Genomic DNA, 24,137 nt, shown 5'->3' on the forward strand with positions numbered 1-24,137 from the left:
GGCAAGCTTAGAGCGCCAAGGTAAAAATCTGGCTTTCCGGGACACCTGAGGCGTGCAATTCTTCATGCAGTGTGCTGACAAAACTTGCAGGGCCAGCCAGGTAGAAATCACAGTCAAGTTCAAACAGGTCGGCCCGCATGGCTTGGGCAATTTGCCAGGCACCCATGGCCACATCGCTGTGGGTGACGAGTTCATATTCAAACTGGTCCAGCGCTTCAGACCAGGCACGGCACTGGTTGCTGTAGAAGTGGCCATCACTGCGGGTTGCCAGCCAAAACAGGGACAGTGAGGGCGATGCGTCAAGTGACAAGGCGTACTCAATCAAGCTCTTGATGGGCCCGAACCCTCCGTCACAGGCCGCAAAAACCAGAGGCCGGTTACCTTCAGCCAAAACAAACTCACCTGCAGGGCCCAGAACGCTGACGGTGGTGCCCGGTTTGACATGACCGTCGAACAAGTTGTTGGCAAAGTCGTCATCTGGGTCACGAGTCACAAAAAACAGCAAATTCCGGTCATCACACGGACAGCTGGCGACCGCGTAGCTGGCATGAATGTCCGATTGCCCCGGTAGGCTGCAACCCAGCCGTACAGATTGACCCGCCAGGAAGCGCAGCCGGTGGGTGCGCGGGGTCTGCAGGTGCAACAGCAGGGTGTTGGGTGCCAAGGTGCTGAGCGCGCGCACTTGGGTGCTGATGAGTTGCTCGGGGATGTCTTGCGGGCCTGTGGCCTCCAGCATTTCAAGCGTTAGCGTGCTGCTGGCTGCGGTGTGGCAGCACATCAAGGTGTAGCCTTGCGCTTTTTCTGCCTCCGACAAGGCGTAGTCAAAGTGCTGCACCTTGGCGACTTCGCCCGAGATCACCCGCACCTTGCACATGCCGCAACTGCCGTTACCACAACCGTAGTTGAGTTTGAGGCCAGAGTGCAAACCCGCTTGCAGCAGGCTGGCCCGTCCTTCTACGGCGAACTCATGGCCGCTGGGGCGCACAGTGACCTGTGCCGTCATGACTTTGAGCATGTCGTCCATGACCTCCAGCATGCCCACAGGTTCGGTGGCCAGCGCTTTGGCTAATCCTTGTGTCACTTGTTGCTCCAATTCAAGCCAGGCGGTACCGCCGGGCGGCTGGGTGAGTTGTTGGCGGATGGTTTTTTGCAACGCAATCACCAGCTCGTGGTAACGCTGCAAGTGCCGGCGCAGGTCTGCGAGTTCCTGGCTTTGCGTGAACAGGCGTTGCGCCAGCACTTCCTGGCTGGGCAACAGGCGCTCCCGTACGCGCTTGCCAAAGGCCTCGTCGCGAATCTGGGTCACCCGTTCCAGCAAGCCCGACTCTTCGAGCTGCGCTTGCGGGTACATCTGCTGCAGCGTGTCGGTGGACACCATGCCGTCGTTCAACACCAGTGTGCCGTCGCGCACTTGTTGTTGCAACATGCCTCGCGCCACACCCAGCAACTGGGCGGCGCGCCAAACACTGACTTGGTGGGACATGATTATGCTATATGGTTAATAGCTACTCGCGCTTGTTTATAAAGGGCTAGAGCCTGATTATGTATAAATTTCTGAGATCTTTACGCTGTTGCCTGCATGTGCTGGTTTGGCGATCCGGTCCAGGTAACGCGCCCGGTAAAGTAATCTGGGCTGCTTGGGGTCATCGTCAAAGCCGGTTCGGTCATGCAGCACGTTGTTGCAAACCAGCCCCATGCCAGGCGAGAGCTGCAGCCGGAAAACATGCGGGTTGTCACTGCCAAGGAGCTGCTCCAAAAAAGCCACAGCCTGGCGGGTAAGGGCATCGTCTTTCCACACGATGCTGCGCGTGCGGGCGGTGTAGCGCATGTGCAGTTCGCCACTTTGTGCATGCACCGAAAACACCGGGCCTGCCTGCTCTGGGCGGGCAATACCGTCGTCATCCAGCCGTTCCGGAATGGTCATGGCGTCTGATGCCATCAGCGCAGCAATCCAGTCGGGGTTGGCATCGCGCAGGGCAATGTAGGCCATTTCATGGTCCATCAGGGCGGTTTCCCCGCCGCTTTTGGCTGGCCGCACGCAATGCAACACCATGCCGCGAATCAGACGGTCAGCGGGTTGGTAGTAGCCGTCGGTGTGCCATTTGATGGGGCGGTTGGTGTAGGGGATGAACGCAGGGCGGTCACCCACCGGGGCAGCGACCGCAATGGGTGAAATGCCGTCCTCATCCGCCAGCCAGTTGCCGTCAAGGCGATGCAGGCCCAGCTGGTTGGCCAAAAGCCGCGCAATAGATTTGTCTTCCAGCAAGATCGGGCTGCGGTAAATGGCCATGTTGGCCACTGCGCAGCGCTGCAGCAGCGCTTGGCGCTCGCATGTCTGCAGCGTGCGTGGGTCTGCCACGTCAACAATCAAGTCGGATGCCTGGTGTGGCTGGCTGGCCAATTTGTTGTCACGCCAGCGCTGGTAGGCGTCAGTTTGTTTCAGGTCAAAAGGGTTCGGCATGGCGGTTTGGACGTTAGTCTTCTGACGCGACACCGCGTGCGGCGCGCGCTGGACGCGGTTTTGTGGACAACACGCCCTCCATGCCGCGCTTGATCATCTCCAGGGCATCGGGCACCTCGCTGGCCATGATTTGGTCAACCACCCAGCGTTGGTCTTTTTGCGGCATCAGCGTTTCAATGCGGTGGCCCAGGTAGCGCACAAACGCAAAGTCCGGACCATGTGCATCAAAGCCAAAATCCGCGTAGTGGTCGGCCAGTTCGTTGAACAAGTCGATGAACTGGTCATAGTGGCTGGCTTGCCCTGCGGGTGGCACGCCCATCAGCCCGTCTTCGTTTTCTTGCAACACTTCGGCGACCCGCTGCACCAGGGCCGTCATGAATTCGCCACGCAAGTCGCCGTCCATGCGTTCGTCTGCCATGCGGTCCAGCACCTGAATCAGAAACACCAGCACCTCGTGGGTGAAGGCAAAGTATTGCGGCCCAATCTCAATGTCAAAACTGGCCGAGCGCATTTGCTTGAGCATGTTCTGCGCCACGCGCCAGGTGATGAATGCCATGGCGCTGGCGGTTTGCTTGGGCGTTTTGGCGGCGCCATCGTTAAACCACTGGCTCTTGATTCTTATGTTGGCCATGCGTTGCCCCAAGCCGTGCTGAATCCGACGGCCCGATGAGGCCGTCGGGGGTACTGATGTCTGCAAGGTGGGCAGCACAGGCGCATGTCAGTAGCCGCCTTTGCCCAGAGGCTGCGGCAAGCCCGCCACCTTTGGGCCTTGTTTGGCCGGGCCAATGGGGAACAGGTCGTAGAGGTATTTGCTGTCGACTTCAGGGCGAATTTCGGCAAAGCCTTTGAGCATGTTGCGGAAATTTGGGGTGTGTCCGTGTTCACGGTATTGCTCGCGCAGGTAGTTCACTACTTCCCAATGCGCATCGGTCAGCGTGATGCCTTCAGCAGCGGCAATGACGCGCACGGCTTCGTCCTCATAAATCGGCTCCAGCAGGTAGCCCAGATCGTCAGCTTCAACCTCGGTGCCATTGATCATGTATGCCATTTGTGTTCTCCGTTTTCCAGTTGATAAAACCTGTTCACACCGCGGCAGCGGATTTGTGAGGAATAAAAATGCCGCAACCCAGCAGGCGATGCGGGCCGAGGCCCAGGCATTGCACGCGCAGGGAATGCTCGGGTGCCAAGGCGTGCAGCATGAGGCTGAAGGTGTTGAGCACACCGCCGTTCAGCGTCAATTGCTGGCGCTTGCCGCAGACCCGCTCACCGCCAATCCCCAGTTCAGCCAGCTCGCGCGTGACATCGGCCATGAAGGCAACCTCATCGGCGTTGGTGGCTGCCACGTTGTAGGCGTACAGGGTGGCATGCGGAAACAATTCGCGGGTGTGAGGCGTGCCTAAGCGCATGGGCTGGTCTGTCACAACCAGGTCAACACCAGCGCTTGCCAGCAACTCGGGCGTGCGGTGTGTCGGCACACGCAGCAACAGTTTTGTGCGACGTGACAACATGGCTTGCGCTTGCGTGCCAGGCACCAGCTTGATGGTGTGGATCCCGGTTTGCACCTCTGACTCAAGCCAGGGCCATTGGCGACACAGTGCCTCCTGAAGGGCTTGCGCATGGTCGCGCGCCAAGCTGTTGCCATCCACAGGAAACACCACATCCACCGCGGTTGCCTGGGGGATTTGAGTGCTGTTCATTGGGGTTCCTGCACGGTCAACGTGGCATCAGGGTGCGACTCGGGTTGGCTATTGGCCCAGCGAAGCAGGGCGTCACCCCACGCCCTTGCAGACTGGGGGTCAATGTCAAACACGGTAAAGCGGCTTTTTTCGCGAATACGGGTGCGCAGCAAGCTCATGCCGCCGGCCTCGTAATCCAGTTGCTGCAGCTCGATCACCTGCCCGCCCACAGGAATCAATAGTTTTTCAAGCGGTGTGATGGTCGACATGGTGCGTGTTTTCTCTGCGTTAACAAAAATCAAGTCCAGCGCTACGCCGTACAAATCTGCAAGGCAAGCGCATGAACGATCACACCTGTATTGGGCGCAATGTCGGGGCGGGTCGTCTATCACCGGGACGGGTGAGGTGATATAGCCCAAATGGGTAGCCCAAACTACCCAACGAGGGGGATGGCGAACACGTTGCGTGGCTCATATTATTTGCTCCTGAGTTGATTGAGTAGTGCGCAAAAACGCCGCTGATCAACAGGCCCGGTTCCACCGATCAGCGCAAACCCTGCGCCCCATGACAGGAGATACTCGATGAGCAAAAAGCAACATGACACCCCCATGCTTGACCAGCTGGAAAGCGGTCCGTGGCCAAGTTTTGTGACCGGCCTGAAACGCCTGGCCAAAGACAGTGACTACATGACTGACCTGATGGGTCAGTTGGAGCACTCTTACAAAACCCGCAAGGGCTACTGGAAGGGTGGCACGGTCGGTGTGTTCGGTTACGGCGGTGGTGTGATTCCGCGCTTCTCGGAGGTGGCCGAGATGTTTCCGGCTTCCAAAGAATTCCATACCCTGCGCATTCAGCCGCCAGCGGGCATGCACTACAACACCGATGTACTGCGAAAAATGTGCGACATCTGGGAAACGCATGGCTCAGGCTTGATTGCATTCCATGGTCAGTCGGGCGACATCATGTTCCAGGGTGCCAGTACGGCCAACGTGCAAGGCGCGTTTGACGAGCTGAATGAACTGGGTTTTGACTTGGGTGGCGCTGGTCCGGCGGTTCGCACCAGCATGTCGTGTGTTGGCGCTGCTCGCTGTGAGCAGAGTTGTTTTGATGAGGCGCGTGCGCACCGTCAGGTGCTCAATACTTTCCTGGATGACATGCACCGCCCAGCGTTGCCCTACAAGTTCAAGTTCAAGTTCTCGGGTTGCCCTAACGACTGCATGAACTCCATTCAGCGCGCCGACATGGCTGTGATTGGCACTTGGCGCGACAACATTCGTGTGGATGAAGCTTTGGCACGCAAATGGTTTGACAAGCATGGCATGACGGAGTTGGTCAATGACGTGGTCAGCCGTTGCCCCACCAAGGCCATCATGCTCAAAGAAACCAAAGATGTGTCCAAGGGTGCCAAGGTCTCCAGCGTGGCCTTGAACGACACCCAGTCGCTTGAAATTGACAACAGCAACTGTGTGCGCTGCATGCATTGCATCAACGTCATGACCGGCGCTTTGGCTACCGGTGTGGACAAGGGCGTGAGCGTCTTGATGGGTGGCAAACGGACCCTCAAAATTGGTGACTTGATGGGCACCATGGTGGTTCCCTTCATGCCGATGAAAACGGACGAAGACTATGAGGCACTGGTTGAGCTGGGTCAGAAGTCGATTGACTTCTTTGCTGAAAACGCTTTGGAGCACGAGCGCACCGGTGAAATGATCGAGCGCATTGGCTTGGTCAATTTCCTGGAAGGTATTGGCCTTGAAGTGGATGCCAACATGGTGTCAACCCCGCGCACCAACCCCTATGTTCGCACTGACGGCTGGGATGATGAAGTCGCCAAGATCAACGCCCGTAAAGCGGCGGCCTGAAGCCAGCTTGTCCTTGATAACTGATTAAGAAAGATAACCATGGCAACTATGCGCACCCCCATTGAGAGCGGCGTACCTGACAACAAGCAGTACCTGCACCCGTTGATGCTCAAGAATTACGGCAACTGGAAATACCATGACCGGCCACGCCCCGGCGTGCTGCACCATGTGTCGCACAGTGGCGATCAAATTTGGACCGTGCGTGCCGGTACGCAACGTCAAATGGATTTGTTCACCATTCGCAAGCTGTGTGACATTGCAGACACCTACGCCGATGGCCATGTGCGCTTCACGATTCGCTCCAACATTGAGTACATGGTGTCTGACCCGGCACGTGTTGCACCGCTGGTTGAAGCCTTGACAGCCAATGGCTTTCCCGTCGGTGGCACCGGCAACTCGGTGTCAGCCATTGCGCACACCCAGGGATGGTTGCATTGCGATATTCCGGGTACCGATGCCTCAGGTGCGGTCAAGGCGCTGATGGATGACCTGCATGCTGAATTCATTCAGGAAGAAATGCCGAATCGGGTGCACTTGTCCACCTCATGCTGCGAAATCAACTGCGGCGGTCAGGCTGACATTGCCATCATTGTTCAGCATACCAAGCCGCCCAAGATCAACCATGATCTGGTGGCCAACATGTGCGAGCGCCCAACCGTGGTGGCCCGTTGCCCGGTGGCAGCTATCCGGCCAGCCATGGTGAATGGCAGGCCGTCACTGGAAATTGATGAGTCCAAGTGCATGTGCTGTGGTGCCTGCTACCCACCTTGCCCTCCCATGCAGATCAATGACCCGGAGCACAGCAAGCTGGCGATCTGGGTGGGCGGAAAAAATTCCAATGCCCGTGGCAAGCCGACCTTCATGAAGATGGTGGCCTCGGGCTTGCCCAACAACCCGCCGCGCTGGCCTGAAGTGTCGGCCATGGTGAAGAAGATTTTGTACACCTACAAGGAAGATGCGCGCTCCTGGGAGCGGGTGTCTGACTGGATCGAGCGCATTGGCTGGCCGGCCTTCTTTGAAAAGTGTGATTTGCCATTCACCAAGTACCTGATCGACGACTGGCGTGGTTCGCGTTCTAGCTTGAATGCATCGACCCACATCCGTTTTTAAACGCTCCAACATTCGACAAACCGTTGAGGACAGAGCTAAAGGTCTGCCTCGCAAATTATCAGGAACACCATGAAATTTGGCGTACTCGTGAATGAAGGTCCCTACACACATCAGGCGTCTGACAGCGCTTACCAGTTTGTAGTGGCCGCCTTGGCCAAAGGCCATTCCATCCAGCGTGTGTTTTTCTACCACGATGGCGTCAACAACGCGACCCGACTCACCGAGCCGCCGCAAGACGATCGCCATGTGGTCAACCGCTGGTCGACGCTGGCGGCGGAACACAAGGTGGATTTGGTGGTGTGCGTGGCTGCCGCTCTGCGCCGGGGCATCAAGGAAGAGGTACTGGCACCAGGCTTTCGCATTTCAGGCTTGGGTCAGTTGGTGGACAGTGGGATCAAAGCGGACCGTCTGGTCACGTTTGGCGATTAACCCCGTACAGAGAAGCACACACTATGAGCGAACAACAAGCAGCAAGCGGACCCACCGTGAAGAAATTCATGTTTGTCAACCGCAAGGCGCCTTATGGGACCATCTATGCGCTGGAAAGCCTGGAGGTGGTATTGATCACCGCCACCTTCGACCAGGACGTGAGTCTGGTGTTCATTGACGATGGTGTTTATGAACTGGTCAAGGGCCAGCAGACCAAAGGCATTGGCATCAAGAATTTTTCACCCAGCTACCGTGCGCTGGAAGGTTATGACGTTGAAAAACTTTATGTGGATCAAGCTTCGCTGGACCAGCGCGGTCTGACGGAAGGTGACTTGCTGGTACCTGTTGAGGTGCTGGATGCCCAGCAGATAGGTGAACTCATGGCGCAGCAGGACGTGATTCTGAGCTTTTGAGGACAACCAACATCCGACAAACAGTTGAGGACAGAGCTGAAGATCTGTCCCGCAAACTATCACAGGGAACCCCATGTTGCACATCATTAATAAATCGCCTTTTGACGCCAGTTCGCTGGACACCTGCTTGCGCATGGCGCAGCCAGGCCATGCCTTGTTGCTGATTGAAGACGGCGTTTATGCCGCAGCCAAAGGCAGCGCGGTAGAGAGCCGTGTGGCTGAGGCCTGCACCAAATTCACTGTGTTCGCCTTGCAGCCAGACATGGATGCCCGCGGCATGACAGCCAAGCTACTGGACGGTGTCACTCTGACCGATTACGCCGGGTTTGTGGATCTGGTCGAGAAACACAACACCTCGCACTCGTGGCTTTAGGCCTGACGCAGTACACGAATTCATTTTTAACTGGAGAAATATATGAGCTTTGAAATCAACGGCACGACCTATGAAACTGACGAAGAAGGCTACCTTCTGAACTTGGCTGAGTGGACACCCGAGGCCGCCGTCCACCTGGCCGAAGAAGAAAAAGTACCACTCACTGACAACCATTGGGAAGTGATCAATTTCTTGCGCGAGTACTACAACGAGTACCAGATTGCACCCGCCGTGCGTGTGCTGACCAAGGCCATTGGCAAAAAATTTGGCGAAGAAAAAGGCAACAGCAAGTACCTGTACGACTTGTTTCCTTACGGCCCCGCTAAGCAGGCTTGCAAGATTGCCGGTTTGCCCAAGCCGACAGGTTGCATCTGACCTGACGTGATGTCAATGAACTTGCGGGCCACACCCAGTCTGTATTCAGGTCTATAGCCATGTCCATATTGACCATCGCTTATACGGTTTTGTTCTACGTCGCCACGGTTGTGTTTGTCGTTGGACTGACCCGCAAGATTCTTTCTTATGCCAAAACCCCGGCGCCCCTGAAGATTCCCACAACGCCGGCGCCCATCACAGTGGGCGGGGTGCGCTGGCGTATGGCGCGCGAAGTTGTGTTGTTCGAGAGCCTGTTCAAGGCCAGTAAATGGACCTGGATTTTTGGCTGGCTGTTTCACGCCTCGTTGCTGCTTGTTGTTTTGCGGCATCTGCGCTACTTTCAAGAACCCGTCTGGCTGCCTGTGGTGCTGGTTCAGCCGTTTGGTACCTATGCCGGGTTCGCCATGGTCGCCGGTTTGGGTGGACTGTGGGCACGTCGTTGGCTGGTCGATCGGGTTCGTTATATTTCTACGCCATCAGACCATTTGCATCTGGTGCTGTTGTTGGCCATAGGGTTCAGCGGTTTGGCCATGCGGTTTGTGGCCCATACCGACATCGTGGCGCTTAAGGCCTTCGTGTTGGGCCTGATGCGTTTTGATTGGCAGCCATTGCCAACAGACCCTGTGTTGCTGGTTCATTTGGCATTGGTAGCCTTGCTCATGATTATTTTCCCGATCAGCAAGTTGTTGCATGCGCCTGGACTGTTTTTCAGCCCAACCCGCAACCAGGCGGACAACGCCCGTGAAGTTCGCCACATTTCCGCTTGGGCAGCCGCCCTGGACAAGAAAGCCTGAGCACACATACCATGGCAACTGCTGCGTTTGATACCCCCAAGCTCAAGAGCTACCCCGTCATTCCACTGGTGCAAGTGGGCGCGATGGCGCACATCAAGTCGTTTCCGGCCGCAGGCCCGATCCAGAAGGCCTTAGGTTTTCCTGAAGCATTGGCAGACGACTGGCAGGACAAAGCGATTGCCAAGATGGGCGACATGCTGGGTAAATATCGCTCACTCCAGGTCTATATGGATTCCTGTGTGCATTGCGGTGCCTGCTCAGACAAGTGTCATTATTTTTTAGGCTCTGGCGACCCCAAGAACATGCCTGTGGCGCGCCAGGACCTGATGCGCAAGGTCTACCGCCGCTACTTCACCTTTGCGGGTAAACATTTCCCGCAACTGGTTGGTGCGGTAGACCTGACGCGTGAGGTGCTGGACGAGTGGTACAGCTATTTCAACCAGTGTTCCGAATGCCGCCGTTGTTCGGTGTTTTGCCCCTATGGCATTGACACCGCTGAAGTGACCATGGCGGCCCGCGAAATCATGGACTCGATTGGCCTGGGTCAAAAGTATTCCAATGAAATCATTGGCAAAGTGCACCGCATTGGTAACAATTTGGGCTTGCCTGGACCCGCGCTGATCAACACGCTGGAAGGTCTGGAAGAAGACACCAAAGACGAGACGGGTCTTGACATCAAGTTTCCGATTGACGTGAAGGGTGCTGAAGTGTTGCTGATCACGCCATCAGCCGACTTTTTCTCTGAACCACATGTGGAAAGTCTAATTGGCTACGCCAAGGTATTTCATGCCGCAGGGATCAGCTGGACCTTGAGTTCGCATGCATCTGAGGCCGGTAATTTTGGCATGTTCATTGGCAACTACGAGCAAATGCGCAACATCTCCATGCGCGTCAAGGAAGCAGCCCTTGAATTGGGTGTCAAGCGCATTGTGGTGGGGGAGTGTGGTCATGCTTGGCGCGTGGCATACAGTTTCTGGAACACCTTGATTGGGCCGTTTGATTACCTCGACCAACGCTACCCGGTGCCCCAGCACATATGCGAACTCACCGACGATTTGATTCAGCGCGGTGCGTTGCAGTTTGATAAAGAGGCCAATGACAACCGCATCATCACATTTCACGATTCGTGCAATGTGGCGCGAGGTTCGCGCATGGGCAATATGGCGGGGGGGCAATTTGTCATTCCACGCCGAATCATCACCTCCGTCGCAAATCACTTTCATGACATGTCGCCCGAGACGATCCATGAGAGCACGTTCTGCTGCGGTGGTGGCGGCGGATTGTTAACAGATGACTTGATGGAGCTGCGGGTCAAGGGTGCTTTGCCCCGCATGGAAGCCTTGAAACACGTGGTGGATGACCACGGCGTAAATTTCATGGCAACAATTTGCGCCATCTGCAAAGCCCAATTCACCAAAGTGTTGCCATATTACGGCTTCAACATGAGCATGATCGGCGGGGTTCACCAATTGGTCAGCAAGGCAATTCGCCTGGGTGACAAGTAGGCCCGCCCCGCATACCGCCAAGTACACAAACCAGGAGACTTCGACATGTCTGCGACCCCCGAATCCATTGCTGCCAAACCCATGACGTTTCGTCGTTACAAAGACGGTGATGCCAAAGTCAAAAACTGGCAAGCCGATATTTTTGATGCTGGGCACTCCCATAAATGCCCCACCTATATTCAGAGTACGCCGCCTTGCCAGGGCAGTTGCCCGGCCGGCGAAGACATTCGTGGCTACCTCAATATTGTGCGAGGGATAGAGAAGCCTCCAACAGGCATGCTTTGGCAAGAGTATGCATTTCGGCGCTTAACTGAAGCCAACCCGTTCCCTTCGGTCATGGGGCGTGTTTGCCCGGCACCTTGTGAGTCGGGCTGCAACCGTAACCAGCTTGAAGATTTTGTTGGCATCAACTCGGTTGAGCACTTTCTTGGCGACTACGCCATCAAGGCCAAGTTGGCCTACAACAAGCCCGCGCATCAGACAGGAAAAACCGTCGCTGTGATCGGTGGTGGGCCAGCCGGTATGTCGACGGCCTATCAGCTCGCTCTTAAAGGTCACTCGGTCACCATTTTTGATGAGCGTGCAGAGTTGGGCGGCATGATGCGTTACGGCATCCCCGGCTTCCGTACCCCACGTGACGTGTTGGACGCCGAGATTCAGCGAATTCTTGACTTGGGTGTCACCACCCGCATGAATTGCCGTATTGGTACAGATGTGACCATGGCGCAGATTCGCGAAAGCTACGACGCCGTGTTTTTGGGTCTGGGTGCGCAAGCCGGCCGTGCGTTGCCAGTCGAAGGTGCTGATGCCCCTAACTGTGTCACAGCCACTTCCTTTTTGAAGGCCTTCAACGACGGTCGGTTGCGCCATGTGGGCAAACGTGTGGTCGTCATTGGTGGGGGCGACACCTCCATCGACGTAGCCACAGTTGCGCGCCGTCTGGGTCATATCGACAAGATCCATGAGTCTGACCGCCCGGAGCATGCCATAGCGGGTCATGTGGCTCATGACGTGGCGGCAGCTTCGGTGCGTCAGGGCGCAGAAGTGACGTTGACCACGATCTTCGACATTGCGAAAATGCAGGCATCCAAGCATGAGGTTGATCACGCGTTGTCCGAGGGGATCACCATTCGGGGCAGCATGGCGCCGGTGGCTGTGATACGAGGTGAAGATGGCCGTGCTGTAGCGTTGCGTATCATCCGCTGCGAAGCTAAGATAGTGGGTGGCCGCCTGGAGATCAAGAACATCGAAGGCACAGAAGAAGATATCCCGGCCGACTTGATCGTCTCTGCCATTGGGCAAGCGGTCGACTTTACCGGTCTGGAAGAGTTCAACAATGGCAAAGGTGCCATCAATTCAGATAAGAATTACCAGGTGCAGGGGCAGCCCGGTTTCTTTGTGGGCGGAGATGTGGTGCGTCCGCACTTGTTGACCACAGCCATTGGCCATGGGGCGATAGCCGCCGACGGTATTGACCGCTTCTTGCAACATGAGGCCCTTGAAAAGCGCCCCAAAATCGACGTGCACACGTTTGATTTGAAGCGCAAGATGATTGAAAAGGGTTTGAGTTTCACGGAGGTTCATGAGCCCACCCGTGGCACGGATAAGAGCACAGCGGCCATTCACAATTTTGACAACCGTTCAGACCGTTATGTGATTTCCCACAAGGAATTGTTTCTTGGGCACTTCCCGTTTGTGCCACGCAATGTCCGGGGTATTACCTCGCTTACTGCAGAACAAGCGCTGGACAACTTCGAAGAGCGTTTGCAACCTTTGCTTGAAGCACAGGCAACCGCAGAAGCTAAGCGCTGCATGAGTTGTGGTCAATGTTTTGAGTGCGACAACTGCGTTGTGTATTGCCCGCAGGTTGCCGTGTTCAAGGTGCCCAAGGCAAAGGCCACCATCGGGCGCTACGTGGATACCGATTACAGCAAGTGCATTGGTTGCCATATTTGCGCTGATGTGTGCCCCACCGGCTATATCCAGATGGGCTTGGGGGACTAGCCCATGCCTGGGTTCGCCTTTCCCTTGAGGAGCGCACTTGGCGCGGCGCTGGTCATGACCAGTCTGCTGGCAGTCGCCCTGGCCTGGGCTGGTGAAGCAGATCAGGCGTCAAAGCGCACCCCCTTGCCGGTCATCGAGTCAGCTCTGGGGGGGCAGTGCGTGGCCGACCCTGCTTTCATGCGGCGCAATCACATGACGTTGCTCAAGCATCAGCGAGATGAGACGGTGCACGGCGGTGTTCGCAAAGCGCCGTACGCACTAAAAGATTGCATCGCCTGCCACGCAAGTAAAACGACCAACAGTGTGACGGCGTCAGAAACCAACTTTTGTCAGAGCTGCCACACTTATGCAGCGGTCAAAATCGACTGCTTTGAGTGCCATGCCAACAAGCCACAGGCCAAGCCATGAGTGCACCCCAACCCCTTGAATCGCAGAACGAGTCGGCCCAAGTCAAGGCCAGGCGCGGCTTTCTGGGTGTCGCTGCCGCTGGACTGGTCGGCGTCATGCTGGCGCCCGGCATACGGCTGATTGAAATTGCCCAAGCGGCCACCGTTGACACATCTGCAACTGGTGCTAACCCCAAGGTGCGCTGGGGCATGTTGATTGACACCACCAAATGCACCCCCGGTTGCTCAGATTGTGTAAAGGCATGCAACACCGAAAATGGCTTGTCGGGTGGCACCAAGAGCACCGATTCCCAGTGGATTCGCAAAATCGAAATCAAGGAAGTTCGCACCGGGAAAACCCAGTCGCTGCCGGTGATGTGCCAACACTGTGCTGAGCCGCCTTGCGTTGACGTATGCCCCACCGGGGCGTCGTTCAAGCGCGCTGATGGCATCGTGTTGGTGGACAAACACCTGTGCATAGGATGCCGCTATTGCATGATGGCCTGCCCCTACAAGGCGCGCTCTTTTGTGCATGAGCCACTGGACAACCAAAAACCTGATGCGCCACGCGGCAAGGGCACGGTCGAGTCATGTACCTTGTGCGTTCACAAGGTGGACCGGGGCGAGTCTCCGGCCTGCGTCAGTGCTTGCTCAGCTGCGGGTCACGGTGCCATGGAGTTTGGTGACCTGAACGACCCCAATAGTGACATTTCTCGCCGCATTCGTGACATTCAGACCACCCAGTTGCGTGCTGATCTCAAGCTGGACCCGGGCGTTCACTACCACGGAATTTGACACATGAGAACACCCTCTGACATCCGCAACTTCTGGTTGCTTACCGTATTTGGCGGTTTGGTCACGACCATAGGACTTGGTGCTGCGCACTACATGGAGTTGCATGGGCACATTGTGAGCGGCATGAACAACCAGGTGGTCTGGGGTTTGCCCCACGTATTTGCTATCTTCATGATTGTTGCGGCCTCGGGCGCACTTAACGTCGCGTCCATCGGATCGGTTTTTGGACAGCCGGTGTATAAACCCCGCGCACCGCTCTCTGGCCTGCTCAGCATTGCTTTGCTGATGGGCGGTCTGATGGTGCTGATGCTTGATCTGGGTCGACCGGAGCGCGCCATTGTGGCGGCTACGCACTACAACTTCAAGTCTGTCTTTGCCTGGAACGTGTTTCTTTACTCCGGCATGGTGGGCATTGTTGCTGTTTACCTGTGGACGATGTTTGAGCGCCGCTTTAACCACTTATCCAAACCTGCCGGATTGGCGGCACTGGTGTGGCGCTTTGTACTGACCACCGGCACGGGTTCCATTTTTGGTTTTTTAGTGGCACGCCAGGCCTACCAGTCTGCCCTGCTGGCGCCCTTGTTTATCGTGCTGTCGTTCGGATGGGGACTAGCGGTGTTTTTGATGGCTCAGTCAAGTATGTATGCATGGAACGATCGTCACCTGACACCTGAAATCCAACGTCGCATGGCGCGGTTGCTGGGTGTGTTCATCGCCGCATCCTTGTATCTGGTGGCTGTTTACCACCTGACGAATCTGTACTTTGCCCGGCAAGCTGCTTTTGAGGCATTTATCTTGCGTGACGGAGGTATTTATCCCCTCTTGTTCTGGGGCGGCTATGTTGTGCTTGGCGCTATTGCACCCTTGGTGCTGCTTTTTCACCCCAAGTTGATCGGCGAGCGGGCAACGCTGGTTGCCTCTGTATTGGTGATTTTGGGTGCTCTGGCGTGGCTGTATGTCTTCATTGTCGGTGGGCAGGCCTTTCCGTTGGACATTTTCCCCGCCCATGTGGTGACCAGCAGTTTTGGCGATGGGCAGATCGCCAGCTACAAACCATCTGTACCTGAGCTTTTATTGGGTGTGGGTGGGATGGGCGCAGCCTTTTTGATGACCATTGTCGGCATGCGGATGTTTGACTTCATGCCACAGGATGACTTTGTTTCTGCAAAGTCCTGAAAATGAGCAGCTTGCTGATTTCTGCCGCCCATAAATCATCCGGCAAGACGACGGTGACGGTGGGCTTGTGTGCAGCCTTGTCGGCTCAAGGCACGGTGGTACAGCCGTTCAAGAAGGGGCCCGATTACATCGACCCGATGTGGTTGGCACAGGCCAGCGGGCGTGACTGCTTTAATCTTGACTCCTACCTGATGACGCAAGAGCAGATCACTGACTGCTTCACGCGTCAATCGGTGGGGTCTGACATCAGCATCGTCGAGGGTAACAAAGGCTTGTACGATGGCCTTGCATTGGACGGCAGCAACAGCAATGCTGCGCTGGCGCATTTGCTGGATATGCCTGTGGTGCTAGTGCTCGACGCACGCGGCATGACGCGCGGTATTGCCCCGCTGATTTTGGGCTATCAGGCATTTGACGCGCACATCCGTATTGCAGGCGTCATTCTGAACCAACTGGGTGGTGCTCGCCACGAATCCAAACTGCGGGCTGTGATTGAATATTACACCGACGTTCAGGTGCTCGGCGCCATCGGCCATGACCCACGTCTGGCTGTGGTGGAGCGCCATTTGGGACTGATGCCCAACCATGAGTTGGACGACGCCAGTCAGCGAGTGCGTGCCATGGGTGAGCTAATCGGTTCCCAGGTTGATTTATCCAAGGTGCTGCAGATTGCCGCCAGTGTCGCGCCGCTGCTGTCCTCAGCTATTGCACCGACGGCCACACCGCCCACCCTGCAACCATCTCGTGTTCGGATTGGACTGGCACGCGACAAAGCCTTTGGCTTCTACTACCCGGACGACCTGCTGGCATTGGAGCAAGCCGGGGCCGAGATCATTCCGTTCGACACGCTGCATGACACCCGCTTGCCCGAGGTCGATGGTCTGTTTATCGGCGGCGGATTTCCTGAAATGTTCATGCCAGAGTTGCAGGCCAATACGGCTCTGCGCAGCAGCATCAAAGCCGCCATTGAATCCGACATGCCGGTCTATGCCGAATGTGGCGGCCTCATGTACTTGGCGCGTACGTTGCGCTGGAAAGGCGAGGTTTACAACATGGTGGGTGCCCTGGCTGCCGATGTTGTTATGCACGATCGTCCGGTGGGTCGTGGCTATGTGGCACTGGAAACCACCAGCGATGCGCCCTGGCGAACCGACATCGGACAGACGCTGCGCGGGCATGAGTTTCATTACTCCAGCCTGGAAAACGTGGCTCCCGGGCTGAAGTTTGCCTACCGCGTCAAGCGTGGGCACGGCGTGGACGGCGAGCGCGACGGCATTGTTTATCGAAAGGTGCTCGCCTCCTACGCCCATCTGCGTAGCGGCGCTGGATCAGATTGGGCCGCGCAATTTGTGGCCTTTGTTCGTGCGCAAAGCATGACTTTGAAAGCGCCGATACCGGCGTTGGTGGCGACCATGAGCGTTTTGGTCAGCGGCAAAGCGATCGATACCGACACCGAAGGCTATATAAAAAATCTGGACGAATGGTCTGAGGAATTTGCGCTGGCCCGAGCGAAAGCGGAGCATTTGGAGCTTACTGAGGCACATTGGCAAGTCATTGCATTTTTGCGTGCTTACTACGAAGAGCATCGGGTGCAGGCGCAGGTGCGGGCCATGATTTGGCATTTCTCGAAAGTTTGGGGTCCTGAGTTGGGCAACAATCATCATTTACACACGCTTTTCCCGATTGGGGGACCGCAAAAGCAAGGCAACCGATTGGCCGGTCTTTTGAAGACCAAAGGCGAACATTAATTCTCATAAGGAGCGACAGCATGTTTAACTTGACCGACGCCGCTGCAAAGCAGATTCAACAGGCGGCTGATGCCAGTGGTACCAGCGAAATGGCGCTGCGAGTGGCAGCAAAAAAAGATGCTGACGGCGCATTGCAATACGGTATGGGCTTTGATCATCCCAACGAAGACGACATGAAGCTGGACCTTCAGGGTGTTGCCGTTGTCATTAACGGAGAGTCGCAGGCGTTGCTGTTTGACACCGTGCTGGATTTTGTGGAGCTCAATCCGGGCGAGTTCAATTTTATTTTCATGCATGCCAGCCATCCGTCATGTGGTGTGGACACAGCGGGCTCTGGCGGGTGTGCTAGCGGTGGATGCAGCAGTGGTGGTTGCGGCAGCAAAGGCCTCACCCATTGAAAGCAGATGTGAAGCCCATGAAGCCAAACCTTGGTAAGGTCTACCTGGTGGGTGCTGGCCCTGGCGACCCGGAGCTGCTCACACTGCGGGCTGTGCGTTTGCTTCAAAAAGCTGATGTCATTGTTTATGACAATCTGGTGTCACCCGGTGTGCTTGACTTTGTCCCACCTGCAGCAGAGCGAATTTACGCCGGCAAGCGACGCAACGAGCACACCTTGCGCCAGGAGCAGATCAACAGTTTGCTGGTCAAGCTTGCGGGGGAGGGTAAGCAGGTCGTGCGACTAAAAGGCGGCGACCCTTTCATATTCGGTCGTGGTGGTGAAGAATTGCAAACGCTCGCTGCACATGGTGTGGCTTTTGAAGTGGTTCCGGGCGTGACCGCAGCCTCTGGTGTGTCAAGTTATGCCGGCATTCCGCTCACGCACAGGGACTATGCACAGTGCTGCTTGTTTGTCACGGGACACCTCAAAGATGGCACGGCTGACTTGGATTGGCCGAGTCTGGTCAGACTAAACCAGACCGTGGTGATTTACATGGGCTTGGGCGGGTTGCCTGAAATCTGTCGTCAGATGATGGCGCACGGTGCTGCCTCAAACCTGCCCATTGCTGTTGTGCAAGACGGCAGCATCGTCACGCAAAAAGTAGTCACAGGAACTTTGGCGGACATGCCTGAAAAAGTGGCTCAAGCCGGTTTGAAATCCCCGTGTCTCACAATCATTGGTGAAGTTGTCAAATTGCACGAAGAGTTGGCTTGGTTTAACCCGGTCCAAAGTGAGGTGGCTGCGCGATGAAGCCTGGCTTTGTCAGCGTTAGCTCTTGATTTTGTGATTGTGATCGCCGATGGCCTTGGCGCCATCGGGTGTGCTGCGGTATTCAAACGAAAAAACCGCTGCTTCCACCCGCGACCGTAAATTGAGCTTGTCCATGATGTGGCGCACGTGCAGCTTGACAGTGTTGTGGCTGATATCAAGCGCCTTTGCGATGACCTTGTTGCTCTGTCCGCTGGCAACATGGTCAAGCACCTGGCGTTCACGCTCGGTTAACGTTGCAACCAGATCACCCATGGCCGAGCCTTTCGGGCCAGTTTGAAGAATCTGGGCGAACTTCAGCATCATCGCTGACGCGACCACCATTTCGCCGCGCGCAGCACGGCCAATGGCGTCTATCACCTCTTCGGGCTCCATGTCTTTGAGCAAGTAGCCACGTACCCCGGCCCGCAACGCGGCAGACATGTCGTCTTCGTTGTCACTCATCGTGAGGATCACCACAGGCGTGTCGAGTTCCCCTGCGCGAATCATCCTCAGCACGCTCAGGCCATCAGTCTGGGCCAGCCGCAAGTCCAGAACAAGCAAATCTGGCTGGTGCTCGCGTAGCATGGGCATCACCAAATCCGGGTTGCCAGTGGCCGCGACGACGGCCATGCCACCCCGGTGCTCCAACAATTCGGTCAGGCCGCTTCTACACAGCGAATGGTCGTCGACCAGCATGATGCGTGTTTTAGTGGTCATGATGCTCTATCACTTGCTGTGTTGTTGCGCGGAATGCTCAAGCGCACCCGCGTACCGATGCCGTCGTTGCTGCCCACTTCGAGGCGACCGTTCAAGCGATGTGCCCGGCTTTGCATGATGTCCAGACCAAAGTGCGTAGAGGGCACCATGGGTCGGGCAGAAGTCACAATGGTTGCGACAGAGGGCTCGTCCATTCCCAATCCGTCATCTTCGATTAGAAATTCAAGATGCTGAGAGGTTTGGCTGATCAGCACCACGGCATGGCGTGCCATGGAGTGTTTGGCGATGTTCGCCAGTGCTTCCTGAATGATGTAAAACACCTGCACTTCCTGCTCATCCGTCAGGTTCAGGTTGGATGCCGAATTGCGTATTTCAAGTGCGATGGCATTTTTGGTAAAAAAGCTGTCTGCGATGGTGCCCAGTGCGTGTAGCAAGCCAAGTGGGTCCATGCGTGTGCGGAAGTAAGTCATGACCTCCCGCAGGTTGTCATGCACTTCGGTCACTGCCGTTTTCAGGTCTGAGAAATACTTCAGGGCCTTTTCCTCATCATGGGCCACGATGGCATCGCTCAATAGCGGCAACCGCATTCGGGCGTAGGCCAGTGTTTGTGCCAGCGCATCGTGTACCTCGTTGACCATATCCTGACGCTCTTTCATCACCGTCACTCGCAAACGCTCGCGCTCAATGCGGGCGTTGTGCAAAGACAACCCCAACAACTGACCAATCAGTCGCAGCAGGGTTTCTGTCGGCGCGTCAATCTTTCGGTTGCTCTCGAAAAACAAGTTATAGATGCCGAGAATTTGCTGGTTGTGGTTTAGCGAAATGGCCAGAACACTCTTACATTTCAATCCAAAATACTTTGAGTCGCCGCCGTGCTTGCTGCATGACGATACGTCTTCAATCCAAGCCAAGGCATCGGCATTGGCTGCCATGCCGCATACGCCGCAGTGCCGGTCAACCAGTCGCTCAGAGTCCACCAGATCACTTGGTAGCCCCTGCTGCGCGATCAATCGCAAGAATTTGCCGTCGTCCGTCAATATCCGAACAGCCCCCGCTTGCGCGCCGGCCAAGGCAATGATCGCGTCCAGAAAACGTGACAACAACGCTTCTATGTCCTCAGGCATGACAAGATCTGATGCCAGTAATGTGGCAACGAACGCAACGTCCGAAGAATTTGGTTTGGCAGGAAAGGCAGTGATTGAACGCATCTTGGCTAAATATTTCGGACCATGGTAAGAGATAAATACCAACTTATGTATTGCGGAAAACCAAGGGGTGTGCGGATTTATTTCGCCATGCTACCCATTTGGGCTACTTCCAACCACCCGTGGCGGTGATAGACGCGATCGGTGACCTTGTTTTTAATAGGGTCACTTTGCATCTTTGTGAATGTCCGTTGGGTCAGCACAGTTCGCATTCCTTGTCTATTGCCAATTCAGTCAAAGAGCGCTCATCGCATGTCTGTCATACCGATTCACGACCCTCTCCGCCCACCTCTGGCTGATGCCACGCTTGAAACGCGCAACACCACCTGCTACATGTGCGCCTGCCGCTGCGGCATCCGGGTGCACTTACGCAACGGCGAGGTGCGCTACATCGAAGGCAACCCCGAGCACCCGCTGAACCAGGGCGTGATCTGTGCCAAAGGATCTTCGGGCATCATGAAGCAATATTCGCCCGCCCGGCTGACCAAGCCGCTGCTTCGTAAACCCGGCAGCGACCGTGGCGAAGGCCAGTTCGAGGAAATCGAATGGGAGGTGGCCTTCTCCATGCTGGAAGAGCGTCTCGCGAAGATTCGCGCCACCGACCCCAAAAAGTTTGCCCTGTTCACCGGGCGTGACCAGATGCAGGCGCTCACCGGTCTGTTCGCACGCCAGTTTGGCACGCCCAACTACGCTGCCCACGGTGGCTTTTGCTCAGTCAACATGGCCGCCGGGATGATATACACCATCGGCGGCTCGTTCTGGGAGTTTGGCGGCCCCGATCTGGAGCGCGCCAAGCTGTTTGTGATGATCGGCACCGCCGAAGACCACCACTCCAACCCGATGAAGGCGGCCCTGAGCAAGTTCAAACGCAACGGTGGCCGCTTTGTGTCGATCAACCCGGTGCGCACCGGCTACTCGGCCATTGCCGACGAGTGGGTGCCGATCAAACCCGGCACCGACGGCGCGCTGTTACTGGCCTTGATTCATGAACTCATCAAACTCGGCCTGTACGACCGCGAGTTTCTGGCCCGCTACACCAATGCCGGCCAACTGGTTAACCAGGACAGCGCCAGCGACGACTTCGGCATGTTCCTTCGCAACCCCGAGGGCGACATCGGCAACCCGCTGCGCCCGGCCAATTTCAAATGGTGGGACCGGCTCACCGAACGAGACGTAGCTGACCACAAGGAAGGCGCCGACCCGGCCCTGCTCGGCCACTTCAAACTGCCCGACGGCACCGCCGCCGTGCCCGCCTTTCAGCTGCTCGAAGAACGCGTCAAACCCTACACCCCCGAGTGGGCCGAAGGCATTACCGGCATTCCAGCGGCCACCATCCGCCGCCTGGCGCACGAGATGGGCATCACCGCGCGGGATCAAAAAATTGAGCTACCCATCGCCTGGACCGACAGCTGGGGCAAGCGCCACCACTCGGTCACCGGCAACCCGGTGGCTTTTCATGCCATGCGCGGCCTGGCGGCGCACTCCAACGGCTTTCAGACCATTCGTTCGCTGTCAATTTTGATGTCGATGCTGGGCACCATCGACCGCCCGGGCGGCTTCCGCCACAAAGCGCCCTACCCGCGTGCCGTACCGCCCAATGCCCGCCCGCCCAAAGGGCCGCAGGCCGTCAAACCCAACACGCCGCTGGATGGCGCGCCGCTGGGCTGGCCCGAGAGCCCGGACGATTTGTTTGTGGACGACCAGGGCCAGCCGGTGCGCATCGACAAAGGCTTCTCCTGGGAGCACCCGTTGTCGGCCCACGGCCTGATGCACAACGTCATCACCAACGCCTGGAAAGGTGACCCCTACCGCATCGACACCTTGCTGATCTTCATGGCAAACATGGCGTGGAACTCCACCATGAACACGTCTGAAGTGCGCAACATGCTCAACGACAAGCACACCGAGGGCGAGCACAGCGAGGGCGAGCACAGCGGCGAGTACAAGATTCCGTTCCTGGTGGTGTGCGACGCCTTCCAGTCAGAGATGACCGCCTTTGCCGACCTGATCCTGCCCGACACCACGTACCTGGAACGCAACGATTGCATGTCGATGCTGGACCGCCCGATCTCCGAGTTCGATGGCCCGGCCGACTCGGTGCGCATTCCGGTGGTGGCACCCAAAGGCCAGTGCAAACCGTTCCAGGAGGTACTGGTGGAGCTGGCCGGGCGCCTCAAGTTGCCCGCCTTCACGCAGTCAGATGGCAGCCGCAAGTTCAAGGGCTACACCGACTTCATCGTCAACTACGAAACCGCGCCGGGCTCCGGCATCGGCTTCCTGGCGGGCTGGCGCGGCAAGAGCGGAGAGAAATCCATGCGCGGCGAGCCCAACCCCAAGCAGTGGGAAATGTACGAAAAAAACAACTGCGTCTTCCATTACGCGATGCCGCTAGAACACCAGTACATGCGCAACTGGAACCAAGGCTACATGGACTGGGCGCAACAGGTCGGCATCCGGCGCGACAAAGACCCGATCGTGATCCACATCTACTCTGAATTTTTGCAGGGCTTTCGCCGCGCCGCGCAGGGCAAGCGCCCCGGCAAGCAGCCGCCAGACCATTTGCGCAAACGGGTGGAAACCTACTTCGACCCTCTGCCGTTTCATTACGTGCCGCTGGAAGTGCAGGCGACCGACACCGCCAAATACCCGCTCAACGCGATCACCCAGCGACCGATGGCGATGTACCACTCGTGGGACTCGCAAAACGCCTGGTTGCGCCAAATTCACACACACAACTACCTGTTTGTCAGCCCCAGAACGGCCCAGGCGCAAGGCATTCTTGATGGTGGCTGGATGTGGGTTGAGTCACAGTGGGGCAAGGTGCGCTGCATGTGCCGCTACTCCGAAGCTGTAGAGCCCGGCACGGTCTGGACCTGGAACGCCATCGGCAAGTCCGCCGGGGCCTGGAATCTGAGTGCAGACGCCAATGAATCACAAAGAGGCTTTTTGCTCAACCACCTGATCTCGGAGGTGTTGCCGCCTTCAAGTGCCGGCAAAGCGATCTCCAACTCGGACCCCATTACCGGCCAGGCCGCCTGGTATGACGTGAAGGTCCGCATCTACAAGGCGGCGGATGACGAGCCGCAGCAAACGTCGCCGCAATTCAAGGCGGTACCTGCCGCTCCCGGTATGCGCCAGGTGTTGCCGCGCATTCAGGCTTATTTTGCGGGCAAGGGAGACACGAAATGACCCAACTCGCCTTGGTCATCGACCTGAATGTGTGCGTGGGCTGCCATGCCTGCGTGACCAGTTGCAAGCAGTGGAATACCTCCGGCACAGCCGGGTCGCTGGTGGACCTGAACCCCTACGGCAAAGACCCCAGCGGCACCTTCTTCAACCGGGTGCAAACCTTTGAGGTGGGAGAGTACCCCAACACGCAGACTGTCCACTTTCCCAAATCGTGTTTGCACTGCGAAGACCCGCCCTGCGTGCCGGTTTGCCCTACCGGCGCCAGCTACAAGCGCGCTGAAGACGGTATTGTGCTGGTGGACTACGACAAGTGCATCGGTTGCAAATACTGCACCTGGGCCTGCCCATATGGTGCACGCGAGTTCGACGAAGAGCGCAAGGTCATGACCAAATGCACGCTGTGCGTGGACCGCGTCACTGACATCAAGCTGCCTGAGCCTGAACGCAAGCCGGCCTGTGTGCTGGCCTGTCCTGCCAATGCCCGCTTGTTTGGTGATGTGCATGACCCCGAATCGGTGGTTTCCAAGGCCATTGCCGAGCGTGGTGGCTATCAGCTCATGCCCGAGTGGGGCACGCGCCCGGCCAACCACTACCTGCCGAGGCGCAAGACCGAAATCCGCATTCACCCCGAAGACCTTGAGCGCGTGGACAACCCACGAAAAATCGACGCCCAGCAGCCCGAGCTTGGCCACCGCACTCCTGGCCGTGAAGACTTTGCAACCTGACCTTA

The 24,137-nt window shown here is 56.9% G+C and carries 25 protein-coding genes; 17 read left to right on the forward strand and 8 right to left on the reverse strand.

Going from position 1 to position 24,137, the window contains the following annotated elements:
* Positions 1–7: 7 nt before the first annotated feature.
* The 6 genes from PHQ58_RS07235 to PHQ58_RS07260 form a co-directional block, all read right to left on the reverse strand.
* Positions 8–1,483, reverse strand: coding sequence for a 2Fe-2S iron-sulfur cluster-binding protein (locus PHQ58_RS07235; RefSeq protein WP_300109057.1), 1,476 nt, complete (start codon positions 1,481–1,483; stop codon positions 8–10).
* A 57-nt stretch (positions 1,484–1,540) separates the two neighbouring features.
* Entirely contained in the window at positions 1,541–2,461 is a 921-nt protein-coding gene (locus PHQ58_RS07240; protein ID WP_300109060.1) for a TauD/TfdA family dioxygenase, read from the reverse strand.
* Between the two features lie 13 nt (positions 2,462–2,474).
* Entirely contained in the window at positions 2,475–3,092 is a 618-nt protein-coding gene (locus tag PHQ58_RS07245) for a hypothetical protein (protein ID WP_300109063.1), read from the reverse strand.
* 87 nt (positions 3,093–3,179) lie between these two features.
* Positions 3,180–3,509, reverse strand: coding sequence for a TusE/DsrC/DsvC family sulfur relay protein (locus tag PHQ58_RS07250; RefSeq protein WP_300109066.1), 330 nt, complete (start codon positions 3,507–3,509; stop codon positions 3,180–3,182).
* Positions 3,510–3,543: 34 nt separating this feature from the next.
* A complete protein-coding gene (gene cas6 / locus PHQ58_RS07255; RefSeq protein ID WP_300109069.1) occupies positions 3,544–4,158 on the reverse strand; it encodes a type I-MYXAN CRISPR-associated protein Cas6/Cmx6 in 615 nt (204 codons plus the stop codon).
* Positions 4,155–4,406 (reverse strand): hypothetical protein, encoded by a 252-nt coding sequence (locus tag PHQ58_RS07260; RefSeq protein ID WP_300109072.1) that lies wholly within the window; start codon positions 4,404–4,406, stop codon positions 4,155–4,157. Before PHQ58_RS07260 ends, cas6 begins: the two co-directional genes overlap by 4 nt.
* A gap of 312 nt (positions 4,407–4,718) precedes the next feature.
* Here PHQ58_RS07260 and PHQ58_RS07265 point away from each other — a divergent pair, with 312 nt between their 5' ends.
* From PHQ58_RS07265 to cobA, 15 genes are all read left to right on the forward strand, one after another.
* Complete coding sequence (locus PHQ58_RS07265) at positions 4,719–5,999, forward strand: sulfite reductase, dissimilatory-type subunit alpha (protein WP_300109075.1); 1,281 nt, start codon at positions 4,719–4,721, stop codon at positions 5,997–5,999.
* 39 nt (positions 6,000–6,038) lie between these two features.
* On the forward strand, positions 6,039–7,109 hold the full coding sequence (dsrB, locus tag PHQ58_RS07270) for a dissimilatory-type sulfite reductase subunit beta (protein ID WP_300109078.1): 1,071 nt from the start codon (positions 6,039–6,041) through the stop codon (positions 7,107–7,109).
* A 69-nt stretch (positions 7,110–7,178) separates the two neighbouring features.
* The gene (gene tusD / locus PHQ58_RS07275; protein WP_300109081.1) at positions 7,179–7,538 is read left to right on the forward strand and encodes a sulfurtransferase complex subunit TusD; all 360 of its coding nucleotides are present in this window, start codon (positions 7,179–7,181) and stop codon (positions 7,536–7,538) included.
* 23 nt (positions 7,539–7,561) lie between these two features.
* Positions 7,562–7,951 (forward strand): sulfurtransferase complex subunit TusC, encoded by a 390-nt coding sequence (gene tusC, locus PHQ58_RS07280; protein WP_300109084.1) that lies wholly within the window; start codon positions 7,562–7,564, stop codon positions 7,949–7,951.
* 73 nt (positions 7,952–8,024) lie between these two features.
* Complete coding sequence (gene tusB / locus PHQ58_RS07285) at positions 8,025–8,324, forward strand: sulfurtransferase complex subunit TusB (RefSeq protein WP_300109087.1); 300 nt, start codon at positions 8,025–8,027, stop codon at positions 8,322–8,324.
* A 42-nt stretch (positions 8,325–8,366) separates the two neighbouring features.
* Positions 8,367–8,699 carry a TusE/DsrC/DsvC family sulfur relay protein gene (locus PHQ58_RS07290; protein ID WP_300109089.1) on the forward strand — a complete coding sequence of 111 codons (333 nt, stop codon included), beginning with the start codon at positions 8,367–8,369 and terminating at the stop codon, positions 8,697–8,699.
* A 59-nt stretch (positions 8,700–8,758) separates the two neighbouring features.
* Entirely contained in the window at positions 8,759–9,493 is a 735-nt protein-coding gene (locus PHQ58_RS07295) for a respiratory nitrate reductase subunit gamma (RefSeq protein ID WP_300109093.1), read from the forward strand.
* A gap of 11 nt (positions 9,494–9,504) precedes the next feature.
* Positions 9,505–10,998, forward strand: a complete 1,494-nt coding sequence (dsrK, locus tag PHQ58_RS07300) for a sulfate reduction electron transfer complex DsrMKJOP subunit DsrK (RefSeq protein ID WP_300109096.1) — start codon at positions 9,505–9,507, stop codon at positions 10,996–10,998.
* A 45-nt stretch (positions 10,999–11,043) separates the two neighbouring features.
* Positions 11,044–13,002, forward strand: coding sequence for an NAD(P)-binding protein (locus PHQ58_RS07305; protein WP_300109099.1), 1,959 nt, complete (start codon positions 11,044–11,046; stop codon positions 13,000–13,002).
* A gap of 3 nt (positions 13,003–13,005) precedes the next feature.
* Complete coding sequence (locus tag PHQ58_RS07310; RefSeq protein WP_300109102.1) at positions 13,006–13,410, forward strand: hypothetical protein; 405 nt, start codon at positions 13,006–13,008, stop codon at positions 13,408–13,410.
* Positions 13,407–14,183 carry a sulfate reduction electron transfer complex DsrMKJOP subunit DsrO gene (gene dsrO / locus PHQ58_RS07315; RefSeq protein WP_300109105.1) on the forward strand — a complete coding sequence of 259 codons (777 nt, stop codon included), beginning with the start codon at positions 13,407–13,409 and terminating at the stop codon, positions 14,181–14,183. Before PHQ58_RS07310 ends, dsrO begins: the two co-directional genes overlap by 4 nt.
* A 3-nt stretch (positions 14,184–14,186) precedes the next feature.
* Positions 14,187–15,359: an NrfD/PsrC family molybdoenzyme membrane anchor subunit gene (gene nrfD, locus PHQ58_RS07320; RefSeq protein ID WP_300109108.1), complete on the forward strand. Its 1,173-nt coding sequence runs from the start codon at positions 14,187–14,189 to the stop codon at positions 15,357–15,359.
* Between the two features lie 2 nt (positions 15,360–15,361).
* Positions 15,362–17,107: a cobyrinate a,c-diamide synthase gene (locus PHQ58_RS07325; protein WP_300109111.1), complete on the forward strand. Its 1,746-nt coding sequence runs from the start codon at positions 15,362–15,364 to the stop codon at positions 17,105–17,107.
* Positions 17,108–17,127: 20 nt separating this feature from the next.
* Positions 17,128–17,505, forward strand: coding sequence for an iron-sulfur cluster biosynthesis family protein (locus PHQ58_RS07330; RefSeq protein WP_300109114.1), 378 nt, complete (start codon positions 17,128–17,130; stop codon positions 17,503–17,505).
* Positions 17,506–17,522: 17 nt separating this feature from the next.
* Positions 17,523–18,296, forward strand: a complete 774-nt coding sequence (cobA, locus tag PHQ58_RS07335) for a uroporphyrinogen-III C-methyltransferase (RefSeq protein WP_300109117.1) — start codon at positions 17,523–17,525, stop codon at positions 18,294–18,296.
* Between the two features lie 18 nt (positions 18,297–18,314).
* On the opposite strand, the gene PHQ58_RS07340 is transcribed toward cobA, so the two are convergent.
* Together PHQ58_RS07340 and PHQ58_RS07345 are read right to left on the reverse strand one after the other, a co-directional pair.
* On the reverse strand, positions 18,315–19,013 hold the full coding sequence (locus tag PHQ58_RS07340; RefSeq protein ID WP_300109120.1) for a response regulator: 699 nt from the start codon (positions 19,011–19,013) through the stop codon (positions 18,315–18,317).
* Complete coding sequence (locus PHQ58_RS07345) at positions 19,010–20,137, reverse strand: ATP-binding protein (protein ID WP_300109123.1); 1,128 nt, start codon at positions 20,135–20,137, stop codon at positions 19,010–19,012. The genes PHQ58_RS07340 and PHQ58_RS07345 overlap by 4 nt, the downstream gene beginning before the upstream one ends.
* 333 nt (positions 20,138–20,470) lie before the next feature.
* Between PHQ58_RS07345 and PHQ58_RS07350 the strand changes: the two genes are divergently transcribed.
* Together PHQ58_RS07350 and soeB are read left to right on the forward strand one after the other, a co-directional pair.
* Positions 20,471–23,407 (forward strand): molybdopterin oxidoreductase family protein, encoded by a 2,937-nt coding sequence (locus PHQ58_RS07350; RefSeq protein WP_300109126.1) that lies wholly within the window; start codon positions 20,471–20,473, stop codon positions 23,405–23,407.
* Entirely contained in the window at positions 23,404–24,132 is a 729-nt protein-coding gene (gene soeB, locus PHQ58_RS07355; RefSeq protein WP_300109128.1) for a sulfite dehydrogenase subunit SoeB, read from the forward strand. Before PHQ58_RS07350 ends, soeB begins: the two co-directional genes overlap by 4 nt.
* The last annotated feature ends 5 nt before the right edge of the window (positions 24,133–24,137 follow it).

Origin of the sequence: Rhodoferax sp., from assembly GCF_028688795.1 — a bacterium.
Classification (GTDB): domain Bacteria; phylum Pseudomonadota; class Gammaproteobacteria; order Burkholderiales; family Burkholderiaceae_C; genus Rhodoferax.

Coding starts and splice junctions, on each gene's coding strand:
- PHQ58_RS07305 (WP_300109099.1), top strand. CDS start 11,044: ATGTCTGCGACCCCCGAATCCATTGCTGCCAAACCCATGACGTTTCGT.
- dsrK (WP_300109096.1), top strand. CDS start 9,505: ATGGCAACTGCTGCGTTTGATACCCCCAAGCTCAAGAGCTACCCCGTC.
- dsrO (WP_300109105.1), top strand. CDS start 13,407: ATGAGTGCACCCCAACCCCTTGAATCGCAGAACGAGTCGGCCCAAGTC.
- PHQ58_RS07260 (WP_300109072.1), bottom strand. CDS start 4,406: ATGTCGACCATCACACCGCTTGAAAAACTATTGATTCCTGTGGGCGGG.
- soeB (WP_300109128.1), top strand. CDS start 23,404: ATGACCCAACTCGCCTTGGTCATCGACCTGAATGTGTGCGTGGGCTGC.
- nrfD (WP_300109108.1), top strand. CDS start 14,187: ATGAGAACACCCTCTGACATCCGCAACTTCTGGTTGCTTACCGTATTT.
- cobA (WP_300109117.1), top strand. CDS start 17,523: ATGAAGCCAAACCTTGGTAAGGTCTACCTGGTGGGTGCTGGCCCTGGC.
- PHQ58_RS07290 (WP_300109089.1), top strand. CDS start 8,367: ATGAGCTTTGAAATCAACGGCACGACCTATGAAACTGACGAAGAAGGC.
- PHQ58_RS07350 (WP_300109126.1), top strand. CDS start 20,471: ATGTCTGTCATACCGATTCACGACCCTCTCCGCCCACCTCTGGCTGAT.
- PHQ58_RS07340 (WP_300109120.1), bottom strand. CDS start 19,013: ATGACCACTAAAACACGCATCATGCTGGTCGACGACCATTCGCTGTGT.
- PHQ58_RS07245 (WP_300109063.1), bottom strand. CDS start 3,092: ATGGCCAACATAAGAATCAAGAGCCAGTGGTTTAACGATGGCGCCGCC.
- PHQ58_RS07295 (WP_300109093.1), top strand. CDS start 8,759: ATGTCCATATTGACCATCGCTTATACGGTTTTGTTCTACGTCGCCACG.
- tusB (WP_300109087.1), top strand. CDS start 8,025: ATGTTGCACATCATTAATAAATCGCCTTTTGACGCCAGTTCGCTGGAC.
- dsrB (WP_300109078.1), top strand. CDS start 6,039: ATGGCAACTATGCGCACCCCCATTGAGAGCGGCGTACCTGACAACAAG.
- PHQ58_RS07325 (WP_300109111.1), top strand. CDS start 15,362: ATGAGCAGCTTGCTGATTTCTGCCGCCCATAAATCATCCGGCAAGACG.
- PHQ58_RS07250 (WP_300109066.1), bottom strand. CDS start 3,509: ATGGCATACATGATCAATGGCACCGAGGTTGAAGCTGACGATCTGGGC.
- PHQ58_RS07235 (WP_300109057.1), bottom strand. CDS start 1,483: ATGTCCCACCAAGTCAGTGTTTGGCGCGCCGCCCAGTTGCTGGGTGTG.
- tusD (WP_300109081.1), top strand. CDS start 7,179: ATGAAATTTGGCGTACTCGTGAATGAAGGTCCCTACACACATCAGGCG.
- PHQ58_RS07330 (WP_300109114.1), top strand. CDS start 17,128: ATGTTTAACTTGACCGACGCCGCTGCAAAGCAGATTCAACAGGCGGCT.
- PHQ58_RS07265 (WP_300109075.1), top strand. CDS start 4,719: ATGAGCAAAAAGCAACATGACACCCCCATGCTTGACCAGCTGGAAAGC.
- PHQ58_RS07240 (WP_300109060.1), bottom strand. CDS start 2,461: ATGCCGAACCCTTTTGACCTGAAACAAACTGACGCCTACCAGCGCTGG.
- PHQ58_RS07345 (WP_300109123.1), bottom strand. CDS start 20,137: ATGCCTGAGGACATAGAAGCGTTGTTGTCACGTTTTCTGGACGCGATC.
- cas6 (WP_300109069.1), bottom strand. CDS start 4,158: ATGAACAGCACTCAAATCCCCCAGGCAACCGCGGTGGATGTGGTGTTT.
- tusC (WP_300109084.1), top strand. CDS start 7,562: ATGAGCGAACAACAAGCAGCAAGCGGACCCACCGTGAAGAAATTCATG.
- PHQ58_RS07310 (WP_300109102.1), top strand. CDS start 13,006: ATGCCTGGGTTCGCCTTTCCCTTGAGGAGCGCACTTGGCGCGGCGCTG.